Here is a 13,617-nt window from a genome sequence, read left to right as displayed (position 1 = left end):
ACGGGAAGATGCCCACATGAGCAAACCTTCACTGCCTAAAAGTATCTGGGTACTCGGTTTTGTCAGCATGCTCATGGATATTTCTTCAGAAATGATACATAGCCTGCTACCCATGTTCATGGTCGGCACGCTGGGCATCAGCGTGTTTGCCGTTGGCCTGATAGATGGCATCGCCGAATCAACCACCCTCATCGTCAAAGTGTTTTCAGGTGCGCTGAGTGACCGCCTCGGAAAACGCAAGGCCCTGGCTGTGTTTGGCTATGGCATGAGTGCCTTCACCAAACCCCTGTTTGCCATCGCCCAGGGCATGGGCATGCTGCTGACAGCCCGCATGATGGACAGAATAGGCAAAGGCATACGTGGCGCACCACGCGATGCCTTGATCACGGACATTACCCCGGCCGAAATACGCGGCGCAGCTTTCGGTTTGCGACAATCGCTGGATACCATAGGCGCCGTGGTGGGCCCCTTGCTGGCAACCGCCTTGATGCTACTGTGGATGAATGATTACCGGCGGATATTCTGGCTGGCGGCCATCCCTGGTCTTGCCGCGATGGTCTTGCTTTTCGTCGGCGTAGACGAGCCAGATAACAAGTTAGCAGACAAGCCTGGCAACCCCATCAGCATGCACAATCTGCGCCGCATGGGCGTAGCTTATTGGTGGGTGGTGGCACTGGGCAGCATATTTACCCTGGCCCGCTTCAGCGAAGCGTTTTTGATACTGCGCGCCCAGCAAATGCAAATACCCATCGCTTATGTCCCCCTCATCATGGTCGCCATGAACCTGGTATATGCAGCGACAGCCTACCCGTTTGGCAAACTGTCTGACCGGATATCGCACTCCCAATTGCTGGCCTGGGGCTTGCTTGTGCTGGTGGCCTCAGATGTGGTTCTCGGCTATAGCCAGCAATGGTATGGACTGGCTGCGGGGATTGCCCTATGGGGAGTACACATGGGCATGACCCAGGGTTTATTGTCCAGCATGGTCGCTGCCAGTGCTCCGGCTGATTTGCGAGGTACCGCTTTTGGTTTTTTCAATCTGGCCAGTGGTGTCAGCCTGTTGCTGGCCAGTGTTGTCGCGGGGTTGCTGTGGCAGGAATTTGGATCCGCTTTTACCTTTTACGCAGGTGCCATTTTTGCCTGCATCAGCCTGCTGGGACTCATGCTGTATACAGCTACTCAAAAACAAAAAATACAGTCTTAGGCAGTGCCTGGTGTAGCAACTGCTTGCGACCTGCGCGCCAACCATAATTTGGTCAACCCCCACATCAGGGCCAAGGCAAACAACCACGCCAGGTAACAAACCAGCAGCGATGCTTCATACTCTGGTGTCGCTTCAGGCTTGCGGAAATCAACGATCTGGCCGTAACGCAGCTGCATGTAAATCCAGCCCAGCGCATGGATCAGTGCAATATGCACCAGATAAAAGAACATCGGCGTCTTGCCAAACAGCATCAATAGCGGTAAGGGTTTTTTCACATACCTGTCCATCAAAGCCAGGGTACCCAAGCCTATGCTGAGCGTGATGCACAGGTAAAGCAAGGAAGGTGGATATTTATGCACCTTCACAAAAGACATGAAATCCACAAACCAGCCCTTGCCTTGTGCTGACCAGAAGTCAGGGTCACCATAATAATTGCCACTGCGCAACGCCAAGAAGCTCGCAAACAAAACTATCGCTGCTGAAAACAAGAAACGCTGGCGTTTGACAGGTTCCCACAACATCACCGGCCCCAGTGCATAGCCTGCAGCCATCAAGCCTATCCATGGCATAAGCGGGTAGGCAAACACTATACCCAGTTTGTCAGTCAGGGGATAAAAGCCACCCTGGTGCCAGGCCATGAACAAGACATGGCTGCCTTTGGCATGCATGCCATCGAGCAGGTTATGTGGCAGTATCAGAGCAGTCGCAACCAGGGCAATCGCCCAGCGTGGCAGCCAGATCAGCAGGCTCAGCGCCATCATCGCCACACCTATCGCCCAGATCACCTGCAGAATAAAGACATTGAAACCGAATTGCCAACTGAAGCTGACCCAGGTACATTCCAGCAAAACCAGCAAGGCACCCCGGCTCAGCAGATAGCGTGTCATATCTTTTTTATCACGCTGTTGCGCCCGCAAGAAAGCCGACATACCCGCCAGGGTCACAAAGATGGGTGCGCATAAATGCGTAATCCAGCGCGTCCAGAACCAGCCTGGCGAACCTTGCTGCAAATCCAATGGATCGAATGGAGTAACCGCAAAAAAGTCGCGGGTATGATCCAGTGCCATCAGCACGATGACCAGACCACGCAAGAGGTCTATGGCTTGTAACCGGTTTTGCCGCATCATGGTGTATCCCCCGTCTGCGACCAGGCGCAGTTTTATATTTTTAATGCAGCAATTCTATCCAGCACTCACGGCACGTAGCAAAGTATTTCAAGCCATGCAAATAAAAAAGCGCCCATTTGTTGCCAAATGAGCGCCCGGCTTAAGACCAGTTGCTTACTTACTCTTCATCCTTCAATCGCCCGCTTTTGAGTTGCTGCAAACGCTGCTTCTCTTGCCTGCGTTCAGTACGCTTGGGATTGAGTGCGCCATGGACACCGGCATTCCGTTGCTTTGCCACTACTGCCAGTGGATTTCGCGGTTTGGGTAATTTGATATTGATTTTCATTCTTTATCCTTTCACACAAACGACTTGACGCAAGGTATGCACAATCTCAACCAGATCACGCTGATGCGCCATGACTGCATCGATATCCTTATAGGCAGCCGGAATTTCATCCACTACTCCCTTATCCTTGCGACATTCTATACCTTGAGTCTGTGCTGCCAGGTCATCAGCATCAAACGTCTCCCTAGCCTCACCCCGGCTCATCCTGCGCCCCGCCCCATGCGAGCAGGAACAGAATGATTCAGGATTACCCTTACCCCTGACGATATAACTACGCGCCCCCATGCTGCCAGGGATAATTCCCATCTCACCCATGCGGGCAGAAATCGCCCCCTTGCGGGTAATGAACAGGTTTTCATTATTATGCGTTTCTTGCGACACATAATTGTGATGGCAATTAATGGCTTCGCCGTCCAGCCTGAAGCTGGTCACTTCTTTTTCCAGCACAGCGAGTGCCCTGCGCATCATTTCACTGCGGTTGGCCAGGGCATAATCCTGCGCCCACTGCACCGCTTCGACATAGTCATCAAACAATTCCGAGCCTTCGGTAAAGTAAGACAAGTCCTTGTCCGGCAAATGTATCTGGTGCCGCCACATTTCTTTGCGTGCCGCCCAGATAAAATGCTTGCCGATGACACTGCCCACGCCGCGTGAACCGGAATGCAGCATGATCCAGACGCGCTGCTCTTCATCGATACACACTTCAATGAAATGATTGCCACCACCCAGGGTACCCAACTGGCATATCCAGGTCTGGTAAAACTTGGGCAGCATGCGCATGATGCTTTTGTGCTTGGCAACGATCTTGTCCAGTCTGTCATTCAAGGGCTTGCCCACCCTGACCAGGGCAGACCCGCGCATCCTGTTCCATGCATGCTGGCGAAAACCGACAGGTATCTCGGCTTCCAGGGCACTGCGCAGTTTTGCCAGATTGTCAGGCAACTGGCTGGCCGTCAAAGTCGTGCGCACGGCATTCATGCCACAACCTATATCCACACCCACAGCACCAGGGATGATGGCTGCACGGGTGGGTATCACACTGCCTACCGTAGCGCCCACACCCGCATGCACGTCAGGCATGGCGGCAACGTGGGGATGGACGATGTGTAAACTGGCGATATTGAGCAACTGCTGTATCGCAGTGTGATCAACATCGTCGGTAAATATATGCACAGGCACTCTGGCCTTGTGCAAACTCTTAGCTATAGGCATACAATTTTCCTTCTTGTCATGCCGGTGTTTTTTCAGCGAGTTGCTCACGTCACTACAGCAAATTGTGCTGCTGGCACGAGGCTTGTCTGGCTACTTTTCTTCTTCAATAGAGTTGTGCATTTTTTTTGCGAACACCGTCCCTGCCTGCATGGCACACGGCTATGCAAGTTCTGGCATTCCAACAAACTCAGCGTTTTGAAAAGTAAAAAACCCCGACGAGTTTCCTCACCGGGGTTTTCAAAAAAACGACCGGCTCGGGTTGGCGATTTGCCTTAACCCCGAGCGTCGTGCACGGGGCTAAAAGTATTGATTGTTCTTGTTAGCCGTATTCCGTGGCATGGCCGTTCCTTTCTTGAATAGGGTGTTAATGAATAAATCGGAAAAAATCGAATTGCGGCGGATTTCTAAATTGCTGCATATCGAAGAGACTCGATTCTGCACGAGATTAAATTACTGTGTCAACAAAAAAATATTTTAATCAAAAAAATCCACAAAGTCATTGCGTAAAAAAATGCGAATGGCTAAGTGGATTCTTTAAAACGGGTTGGAACATAGCCAGCGTGTGGTAGTCAGGTTTGCAGTATGCAATTTCAACAGTACGATGTGATGGGCTAAGTTGTTATTTGTTGGCGCTGCCCATCGCGCTCGGTCAGCGATCCCAGTATATTTTCCACCCCCTGTCATCGGGCCGGGGTTCCACGCTCGCTCTATGTTCCGAAAACTTTACAAGCTCATTTACAACCTTAGTTACAACACCACCTGCCAGTTACTTTCCTGAATTTTCGCATTCAATTCACGCAGATTTTTGGCCAGGTCTTCTGACTGCTTCTGCAATTTTTTCACATCAAATACGGACACCCATTTTATTTCACGTGCGCTATAGCGATCTGGTTCTTTATGCGTCGATCCTATGGCCGCCTGCAACAAGGCATGGCGTTGTATCAAGCTATCGCGTTCGGCAATGGCAGCTGTCAGGCTACGGCCATCTGGCAGTTTGTTCGCCATGTTCGCGGCATTAATCGCCAACACCAACTTTTCCAGCTCCGTGGTCACGGCATAGGCTTCCAGCAATAAGGCTTCAGGATCTTCCTGTGGCGTATTGCCTTCCTGTACCAAACCATTGCGCACGATGCGTTCACGCATGGATGCCAGTTTTTTCTGTAAATCGCCTCGTAATAGCAAGGCTTCTGCAAGTTTCATCTCGCTCTCCTTTTTAATTGTGCTTCATCGTGTATATGAAGCGTTTATCCTGTGGCCTGAATTCTGTACTGACTGGCAAAAACCTGGCTATCACATCCGCATTGGTTTTGGCATGTTGCGATACAACACTGCAAGTAAAGCTGCCACCACCCGCCAGTGCAAATGGCAACATGACCTGGTCTGCCAAGTGCTCGCCCAAGGCCGCACCAGATGCGACATACTCACGCAATTCCTGCACTGTGCGCCTGGCGACGTTTTCTGCCTTGACGGCTTTTTCACCAAAACCACAGAACACTTCGGTGACCTGCTCATGCTCCAGCGTAATCAGCAGCACATTGCCGGGCCCCTGGTCATTGCTGAGGCCGCGCACCAACAATTGATCTGCAGCCCAGCCCATACCCGTGCCTACGCATTCAAGCTCACGTTTGGCGACGTCGACAGGTACGCCTGCAACAAAGCTTTCTGCATAGCCTTTGAGTCTTTCACCACGCTCCAGCAGGTCGATTTTTTTCAACTGCTTGCATGGCTGTACCTGGGCGATGATTTCTCCACCACCGGCAGGCACAAAACCATAGCGCTTTAATTCAAAACTGACTTCTGCGCCCATTTGCTGCAATACCCGGCCATAAGCCTTTTGCAAAAACTGTGCAGGTGGCGCCATGTCATTGTGGGTGCCGCCAGTGATCTTGATGGTCGATGGTTTGTCGGCATATAGCAAAGCTGGTATCAGTGTTTGCAACACCAGGGTACAACTACCGGCGCTGCCTATGGCGAACTGGTAAGTACCGCCATAGATGCCCGATGGAATGAATTCCAGCGTGGTCGAACCCAGTTCTGCACCAGTCATCTGTGCACCGCTGACTGCCGCAGCCGATTGCACCGCAACCAAGTGCTGGCGCAACAAGCCCGGCTTGGCACGGCCAGCACGGATATTGATGATGCGAAACGGCTGGCCGGTAATCATGGAAAGGCTCAAGGAAGTACGCAATATCTGCCCACCACCCTCACCCAAAGAGCCATCCAGCTCTATCATTTTCTTATTCATTATTTTTATTTTCAATTCAAATCAAGTTCAAAGCCTCTGATTACAGAGGTCTTGAACTCGCAAAATCAACCCTTAACGCACACTACCTGCTTCAATACGTGCACCACATCTACCAGGGCGCTTTGGGCCAACATCACAGCGTCGATGTCTTTATATGCCATAGGGATTTCATCAATCACGTTGGCATCTTTACGGCATTCCACACCTTCTGTTGCGGCGATCTGATCAGCAACAGTGTACAGCTTCTTGGCTGCGGTACGGCTCATGGTACGGCCTGCACCGTGGCTGCAGCTATGGAAGCTTTCTTCATTCCCTTTACCACGCACGATGAAGCTTTTTGCGCCCATGGAACCTGGGATAATACCCAACTCACCAGCACGCGCAGATACTGCACCTTTACGGGTTACCAATACATCCTTACCGAAGTGATGCTCTTTCTGTACATAGTTATGATGGCAGTTCACCGCTTCTACATGGGTTTCAAACGGTTTGCTGATCACGGTACGCACGGCAGCAATCAAATTCTGCATCATTACTTCACGGTTCATACGCGCAAATTTCTGCGCCCAACCTACTGCTTGAATGTAGTCCTTGTAATGCTCAGTACCTTCTGGCAAATAAGCCAGATCCTGATCAGGCAAGTTAATGAAATGGGTGCGCATATCCTGCTTGGCCAGTTCAATAAAATGGCTACCGATCGCATTACCTACACCACGTGAACCGGAATGCAACATGAACCATACGGCATTGGCTTCATCCAGGCATACTTCAACGAAGTGGTTACCACTACCCAAAGTCCCCAGGTGACGATAGTTATTGGTGTTTCTCAAACGTGGTGTTTTCAAGCAGATTTCATCGAAACCGTCTTTCAATTCTGCCCAGGCATTATCCACAGCGCTTGGTGGCGATTCCCAAGACCCCTTATCACGGCCTTTGAAACTACGGGTCTTAGGTGACATACCATGCGGTATGGCTTTTTCTATCGCTGTACGCAAAGGGCCCAGGTTATCTGGCAAATCATGGGCGAACAGGGTAGTCTTGGCAGCCATCATCCCACAACCGATATCCACACCAACAGCCGCAGGGATCACCGCACCCAGAGTCGGTATCACGCTACCGATAGTTGAACCTTTACCCAGATGCACGTCTGGCATCACGGCAATATGTTTGTAGATGAAAGGCATACGCGAAGTATTCGCCAATTGTTGTTTGGCTTCTTCTTCAACGGGAACACCTTTGGTCCACATTTTGATAGGACGACCATCTTTGTACTGCACTACATCATAATCTTCGTGTTTCATATTTTCTCTTTTTTCTTTTTCAAATTAGGGTGGCGACAATATTGGGTGAAATGTATGTGGTTACCCACAGGTGCTCTACCAACTGAGCTACACGAAACCGAGATTTCGTGACGGGCTTCGAACCCGCGACCGCCTCATTAAAAGTGATGTAATTTCACCAGCATTCGCCTAAACTCTTACTTACTGCCTCACCACACAAACTCTTTCATTTTTTAAATACTGCGGCGACAAGGAGATGTGAAATCGACGGCCGGGAAACTCTTGTCAGAGTCAGTACCCAGGCTACACCAGACCAAGAATACATCTTCATGTATCTGTTCACCACCTTAGGACCGTTGCATGTTCATTGGCATTCGCCTGGAAAATTTATTGTTTGTGCTTTGTTGCCAGGCCACTTAAATGGATGTCTCTGGCTTGTTTCTTTCTGTGTTGCTCTGTCTTGCGACAAGGACGGCATCGTATAGCGACGCTATTGATGTTTCCCTGCATAATCTCGTACCACCACTTTTGCTGCTTCGCTGTCCAAATCTGTGCTGACTCACAATCCCTGCAGTTAAAGGCATAGTCCACATAAAACAAAGGCAACAGGCCACAAGTATTGTTGTGTCTTAATGTCTCGCGATTCGCTGGAATCGCACCAACTGGAACTGGCAAAGCATAAACATCGAAACTTTCTTTCACGGGTATGCGGGCACGCCGCTTTTCCATGATTTCTGATCTTCTTTGTTTTCCACTTTTCATCACGTCTCTACTTTTATAATAAAACCCCGACAAGTGTTACCAGGACTTTCTGATCTGTCCTTGCGGTGCAGACCAGACTGGAGTCGAACCAATTTAACCGATGTAATCCTGATGGCATTCGGGTACAACCTGATTGAATAAGGCAAGACAAGAGTTTGAAGTGAAGTCTCATTTTCGCAAAATGTAATCACGCCAGCATTCTTAACTCATTCAAAATCTTTACTAATCTATTTCCCTGACTACCCCATGACAAGAATTGCTGTGAACATTGCAAATGTAGTCACATGAACATTCATAGAGTATTCAAGAAAACTGCAACAATGATATTTATTGAATACGGCATGACAAAAATAGAAGGTGATATTACGTTTCAAATGTAATCACGTCAGCATTCAAGCCATATTCAAAACCTGTATTGCGACATCTGATTGCGGTATTGAGAAATACTGTACGACAAGGATTGCTTGCGATTTTTTTGGGATGTAATCGCCCGCGCATTCGTACTGCATTTCAAACTCAAGACCACACTCACATGGTTTTTGAAGCACGACATGACAAAGATTAAAGGTGATTTTACAGTTTTCATATGTAATCACATTTACATTCATGCTGCGTTCAAAAACTTTTGCTACCTGGACTGGCGAGACACATACTGCATTTGCCCCGCCAGCGGTTCTCTAAATATCAATTGCCTTTACTTCACCTACCCAATGCTCTGCACTTAGCTGACCAGCAGCAAAGGCAGCGATGATCTTAAATACGGCGTCAGAAAACCCACCTACATTCAAAATGTCGTCTCTTTCTGCTGCCTGTGTCGTGCCATAAGGCGCAATGTCTATACACACCAGTTTGGCTTGTGGATTGCGTTGCTTGAACACATTCCATTCCGCCATGGTTGCAGTGGTACGGCTACGACCTGCATCCATCCACGATTCATTGTCAGAGACAAAAATCACCAGGTCAGCCTGCGCCTTCTCTTTGTTCAATTTCACCAGTGGTGCACTGCAATTGGTTCCGCCACCACCTATCGCTGCCAGCTTTTGCGCATTGGTCATCACGCTGTCACGTTGGTTCAAATCACATTTCACGACCTGGTTTTCAAACGGCAAGACCAGGGTCGATGGATTCTTGCGCAACATGGCAGCTGCTACCAGGGCAGCGATGTCTATGCAACGTACTGCTGTCGTTGCAGAGCCACGGTAACCTGTGACTGCTGACGACATGGAACCGGACACGTCAGCACAGACCACGACCTTACCAAATATTTCTGGCACATTACTCAAGGCGATTTCCATCGCATCCTGCAAGGCATTCTTGATAGGCAATGGCACTTCTTCATTCGCAGCCTTGTAAGCTGCCATCAACTGGTAAGGAAATACCTTGGCCTTGGCAATCGCTTCTGCATTACTCAATTTAGCTGCGATCAACTCCACCATGCCTGGCAAGGCATACACGCCGTGACGGCCAAAGGTGTTCAAGTTCATACGCAACATCTGCCAGCCAGCCTGACGGGCGATTTGCGCCCAGTCTTCTGTCGTCAAATCCATCGCTGTCAACATCTGGAAAGGCACGTCCGGCAAAGCCAGGCTGCGGTCTTTCTTGTATGCTTCAAACGCTGACACTATAGGTGGCAAAGCTTCTGCCTTGTATGGCTTGCCTATCAACCAGGCGAAGAAGGCTTCACGCCATGCCTCGGCTGGTTTTGGATGCACCATCTTCACAACATCCGCCAGTGATGGTGTAGTACCCACCGCTGCTGACAGCAGTTCTTTTTCGCTGGCAGTATTCAGCCATGCCTGTACCAATTTTTTAGGACGAGAGCCCAAAGACTTACGACCTATCGCACCTGAACGGACAATCTGCACAAAGTTACGCAGCATCTTGCCATTGTTCATCACACGCTTGAAAGTACGCGGCAACTCCACTGCATTGCGCATGGTCAGCGCTGCCACCAGCAAGGCTGGCATGTCTTTCATATAGCCACGTTCACGGCAGTAAATCGCCGTTTGCGCCACGAACAGAGGGGACACCTCTTTAGTCAAATCCAGCACTGTTGCCAGTTGTGCTTCTGCACTGGCGTAGTAAGTCGCGTTCAGGCAACCGGTAGCTGCATATTGCGCCAGCTTGTGTTCGGCAGTGAATTTGTAGGCTGCTACGCCAGAAAAATTTGTTGTATCTGTGACTGGCAAAAATTTGTTTGTCAGTGAGTTTTTCAAACTTTGGAACAATTGTGTATTAACCATTTCATTTCCTTTTTTGGACTTGCACAAAACCGCCCCAGCTGCGTTGCAGCTCCTAGCCGTACTATTCGTACTGTCGTCGTCGCTGACGCCTTGCTGGGACAATTTTGTGCAAGTCCTGTTTTTTCATTGGTGGACACGACGGGATTCGAACCCGCACAATGCAACAACCAGAGCATTACTTCTGGCCACTGCCATGATTGGAAACGCGCGCCAGTTGACACCCTTACGGGGAGCGGCAACCTGCATCTGCAACCTTGCTCATGACAATACTTAGACTGCATCTGGTTTTATCCAGCCCACCCAGGACTCAATCGTTTTCGGTGGTGGCACTCCCTTCATGCCTGCATGCCCTACGCTCCATCTATTGCAATGGGCGTGCCAGGTCTGTGCCATAGTTCAAAACTTATTCTTAAGTTATTGATTTAAATAGATAAATAAAGAAATAAGTGAAAGCCCACAAGGACAATCCACAGAGCAAATTTCCTATATAATTATCCAAATAGATAAATATTTATCCAAAATGCACAAAAAGAAAAAAGTTGTCATCGGTTTTATAGGCACGCAACTCGATAGTGGCCGTGGCAGTGGTCGCTGGGAAAAATGGCGCCCCACTGTTGCGCTGACCCAGCATGAAGATATCGTCATTGATCGCATTGATTTGCTCTACAGCGGCCAGCATGAGCCATTGCTCGCACAACTGGAAAAGGATATCGCCGATACCTCACCAGAAACGAAGCTACGTTCACATCAGCTGGAAATAAAAGATCCCTGGGATTTTGAAGATGTGTACGGCTGCCTGTTTGACTTTGCCAAGTCTTATCCCTTCGATACCGACAAAGAAGAATACTGGGTGCATATCACCACCGGCACCCACGTGGCACAGATTTGCCTGTTCCTGATGACAGAGGCCAATTACCTGCCAGGCAAGCTCTTGCAAACATCGCCGCCACGCCGTCAGACCAAAGCAAATTCAGGTGAGATGACTATCATCGATCTGGATCTGTCACGCTATGATCAGATCGCCCAACGCTTTAGTCGTGAGCAGGAAGAAGGTGTGGCTTTTTTGAAGTCTGGCATTGCCACCCGCAATGCGCGCTTTAATACCATGATCGATGAGATAGAGCGTGTCGCCATCAAGTCCAAGGCAGCGATTCTGTTGATGGGCCCGACTGGTGCGGGCAAGTCTTTCCTGGCGCGACGTATCTTTGAACTGAAAAAAGCCAGGCACAGACTGGAAGGCAAGTTTGTCGAAGTCAACTGCGCCACCCTGCGCGGTGATGGCGCGGGTTCCACCCTGTTTGGCCATATCAAAGGTTCGTTCACTGGTGCCATGTCTGACCGCCCTGGTTTGCTGAGGACAGCACACAAGGGATTGCTGTTTCTCGATGAAATTGGTGAACTGGGCCTGGACGAACAAGCCATGCTACTCAAGGCGGTGGAAGAAAAACGCTTTTTCCCGGTTGGCGGCGATCATGAAGTGCAAAGCGATTTCCAGCTGGTTGCGGGCACCAACCGTGACCTGGGCAAGGAAGTAGCAGCAGGCCGTTTCCGTGAAGACTTGTATGCCCGTATCAATCTGTGGTCGTATGAATTGCCTGGCCTGAGTGGTCGGGTCGAAGACATTGCCCCGAATATCGATTATCTGCTATCGCAATACAGTGCCGAGAACGGGCAGATGGTGCGTTTCAATAAAGAAGCGAAAGACAGCTATATGGAGTTTGCCATCTCCGCCCAGGCGGTGTGGGCAGGTAATTTCCGTGATTTATCAGCATCTGTCACACGTATGGCGACACTGGCCGATGCCGGACGCATCAATGATCAGAATGCAAGTGAAGAAATCAAGCGCCTGCAACGCCTGTGGTCACATGCGCATGAAGACAGCAGAGAAACAACTGAGCTGGATTTGCATGACTATCTGGATGCAGAACAGCTCGCCCAACTGGATCTATTCGATGCGGTGCAATTGCAGGCAGTGCTGGCAGTTTGTCTGCGTTCTAAAAACATGTCGGAAGCAGGCCGGAAATTATTTGCAGCTTCACGCAACAATAAAGCCAATCCCAATGATGCAGACCGGCTTAAGAAATATCTCAATAAGTTTGGCTTGAGCTGGGATACCTTAAGCAACAAATAGCCTGCAATAACTGTCCGTCAGTTATGCCGCTCTATGATGACATAGCCGTTTTCTGCAGTACAAAACTGGTTGAATCCTCTGCGACTCAGCATTTTTATCATTGTTGAACTGGTCTTGCAGGCAGCAAACAGACGGCGGTTTTTAAAATGCATGCAAAAGAAATCAGTCATTGCTGCACCTATGCCCAGGCCACGGTATTCATCTGCCACCACCATGGCATGCAATTCACGCTCTGAGCCTTGCTGATTATCGACACCATACAGCATGAAAAACCCGGCCATGCGGCCATTGATAATGGAAACCCAAAATTCCACAGGCACCTTTTGCTGGCCGCCAGCCCAGGTATGCCTGACTGTCTGGCCCTCGACTATGCCCTGTCTGAAAGCGGTAGCCAACGTACGCTGCAAAACCGCATTTGAGATGTCTTCCGACAAATCACCGTTTTGCGCGCCATTCACGGCCAGCTTCACTATGCTATCGGCATCATCTGGCAAAGCCCTGCGTATGCTGGCTCTGTTGCGCCTTTGCTGGCGCATCTGCCTGATATTGGCACGCAAATATTCGGCATATCTGAGCAAGCGTTGATGCATGCTTTTGACCATCATCACCAATACTGCAATTGCGCCATACAACAACATGCTTTGTGCAATATCAAATGCCAGCAGCACCAGACTACCCGCCTGGAAAAATTGACTGAATACCTGCGCCCTGGCCAGGCTGGAGAGCATGACAAAGAAAAATGTCATGCGCCGGGAAAGCAAGGCCGCGCTAAAGGCAACAGGGAAGATATAAAACGGCGCATAAAAACTATGCGGCCCCGTGAACTCATCGAGGCAATACAGCAAGGCTTCAAGCAGAAACAAGCCTGGCAATACCCAGCGCGTTTCCAGCTTGAGCAATTTATTTCTGGCGGCAGTCAGAATTACAGTGGAAAACATCTAGAGCAATATTCATTTTTTAATTTGCCGCATGGTCTGTCAATCAGGTCAAATAGGCAAGTATTTTATTGTCAAAGTAGTCTCCATTTGTTACAGGCCATCTCCATCTGACAATACAGGTATTTACTTACCAGCAAGATACCCCGAGAA

At 49.6% G+C, this 13,617-nt stretch carries 11 protein-coding genes; 2 read left to right on the top strand and 9 right to left on the bottom strand.

The window, feature by feature from the left end; genetic code table 11:
• Positions 1–16 precede the first annotated feature (16 nt).
• Complete coding sequence (locus AC3WQT_RS08245) at positions 17–1,204, top strand: MFS transporter (RefSeq protein ID WP_492703406.1); 1,188 nt, start codon at positions 17–19, stop codon at positions 1,202–1,204.
• Here AC3WQT_RS08245 and AC3WQT_RS08240 read toward each other — a convergent pair.
• From AC3WQT_RS08240 to AC3WQT_RS08205, 8 genes are all read right to left on the bottom strand, one after another.
• Entirely contained in the window at positions 1,201–2,331 is a 1,131-nt protein-coding gene (locus tag AC3WQT_RS08240) for an acetyltransferase domain-containing protein (RefSeq protein WP_492703405.1), read from the bottom strand. The two genes, AC3WQT_RS08245 and AC3WQT_RS08240, sit on opposite strands and share 4 nt — an antisense overlap.
• 157 nt (positions 2,332–2,488) lie before the next feature.
• Positions 2,489–2,656 (bottom strand): hypothetical protein, encoded by a 168-nt coding sequence (locus AC3WQT_RS08235; protein ID WP_492703404.1) that lies wholly within the window; start codon positions 2,654–2,656, stop codon positions 2,489–2,491.
• A gap of 3 nt (positions 2,657–2,659) precedes the next feature.
• Positions 2,660–3,868: an RtcB family protein gene (locus tag AC3WQT_RS08230; RefSeq protein WP_492703403.1), complete on the bottom strand. Its 1,209-nt coding sequence runs from the start codon at positions 3,866–3,868 to the stop codon at positions 2,660–2,662.
• Between the two features lie 747 nt (positions 3,869–4,615).
• Positions 4,616–5,068, bottom strand: coding sequence for a DIP1984 family protein (locus AC3WQT_RS08225; RefSeq protein ID WP_492703402.1), 453 nt, complete (start codon positions 5,066–5,068; stop codon positions 4,616–4,618).
• Between the two features lie 13 nt (positions 5,069–5,081).
• A complete protein-coding gene (gene rtcA / locus AC3WQT_RS08220) occupies positions 5,082–6,113 on the bottom strand; it encodes an RNA 3'-terminal phosphate cyclase (protein WP_492703401.1) in 1,032 nt (343 codons plus the stop codon).
• A 65-nt stretch (positions 6,114–6,178) separates the two neighbouring features.
• The gene (locus AC3WQT_RS08215) at positions 6,179–7,414 is read right to left on the bottom strand and encodes an RtcB family protein (RefSeq protein ID WP_492703400.1); all 1,236 of its coding nucleotides are present in this window, start codon (positions 7,412–7,414) and stop codon (positions 6,179–6,181) included.
• 366 nt (positions 7,415–7,780) lie between these two features.
• Complete coding sequence (locus AC3WQT_RS08210) at positions 7,781–8,155, bottom strand: zinc-ribbon domain containing protein (RefSeq protein ID WP_492703399.1); 375 nt, start codon at positions 8,153–8,155, stop codon at positions 7,781–7,783.
• 677 nt (positions 8,156–8,832) lie between these two features.
• The gene (locus AC3WQT_RS08205; protein WP_492703398.1) at positions 8,833–10,398 is read right to left on the bottom strand and encodes a vWA domain-containing protein; all 1,566 of its coding nucleotides are present in this window, start codon (positions 10,396–10,398) and stop codon (positions 8,833–8,835) included.
• A 520-nt stretch (positions 10,399–10,918) separates the two neighbouring features.
• Here AC3WQT_RS08205 and rtcR point away from each other — a divergent pair.
• Entirely contained in the window at positions 10,919–12,529 is a 1,611-nt protein-coding gene (gene rtcR, locus AC3WQT_RS08200; RefSeq protein WP_492703397.1) for an RNA repair transcriptional activator RtcR, read from the top strand.
• A gap of 17 nt (positions 12,530–12,546) precedes the next feature.
• On the opposite strand, the gene AC3WQT_RS08195 is transcribed toward rtcR, so the two are convergent.
• The gene (locus AC3WQT_RS08195; protein ID WP_492703396.1) at positions 12,547–13,467 is read right to left on the bottom strand and encodes a GNAT family N-acetyltransferase; all 921 of its coding nucleotides are present in this window, start codon (positions 13,465–13,467) and stop codon (positions 12,547–12,549) included.
• Positions 13,468–13,617 lie beyond the last annotated feature (150 nt).

The sequence above is a fragment of the Undibacterium sp. FW305-107 genome, from assembly GCF_058788535.1.
The sequence above is the reverse complement of the archived record's forward strand: the minus strand, read 5'-3'. Positions and strand labels throughout refer to the sequence as shown.

What these genes read in the sequence shown, in the direction of transcription:
- AC3WQT_RS08205 (WP_492703398.1), bottom strand. Translation starts at nt 10,398, where the DNA reads ATGGTTAATACACAATTGTTCCAAAGTTTGAAAAACTCACTGACAAAC.
- AC3WQT_RS08215 (WP_492703400.1), bottom strand. Translation starts at nt 7,414, where the DNA reads ATGAAACACGAAGATTATGATGTAGTGCAGTACAAAGATGGTCGTCCT.
- AC3WQT_RS08240 (WP_492703405.1), bottom strand. Translation starts at nt 2,331, where the DNA reads ATGATGCGGCAAAACCGGTTACAAGCCATAGACCTCTTGCGTGGTCTG.
- AC3WQT_RS08195 (WP_492703396.1), bottom strand. Translation starts at nt 13,467, where the DNA reads ATGTTTTCCACTGTAATTCTGACTGCCGCCAGAAATAAATTGCTCAAG.
- AC3WQT_RS08245 (WP_492703406.1), top strand. Translation starts at nt 17, where the DNA reads ATGAGCAAACCTTCACTGCCTAAAAGTATCTGGGTACTCGGTTTTGTC.
- rtcR (WP_492703397.1), top strand. Translation starts at nt 10,919, where the DNA reads ATGCACAAAAAGAAAAAAGTTGTCATCGGTTTTATAGGCACGCAACTC.
- AC3WQT_RS08235 (WP_492703404.1), bottom strand. Translation starts at nt 2,656, where the DNA reads ATGAAAATCAATATCAAATTACCCAAACCGCGAAATCCACTGGCAGTA.
- AC3WQT_RS08225 (WP_492703402.1), bottom strand. Translation starts at nt 5,068, where the DNA reads ATGAAACTTGCAGAAGCCTTGCTATTACGAGGCGATTTACAGAAAAAA.
- AC3WQT_RS08230 (WP_492703403.1), bottom strand. Translation starts at nt 3,868, where the DNA reads ATGCCTATAGCTAAGAGTTTGCACAAGGCCAGAGTGCCTGTGCATATA.
- rtcA (WP_492703401.1), bottom strand. Translation starts at nt 6,113, where the DNA reads ATGAATAAGAAAATGATAGAGCTGGATGGCTCTTTGGGTGAGGGTGGT.
- AC3WQT_RS08210 (WP_492703399.1), bottom strand. Translation starts at nt 8,155, where the DNA reads ATGAAAAGTGGAAAACAAAGAAGATCAGAAATCATGGAAAAGCGGCGT.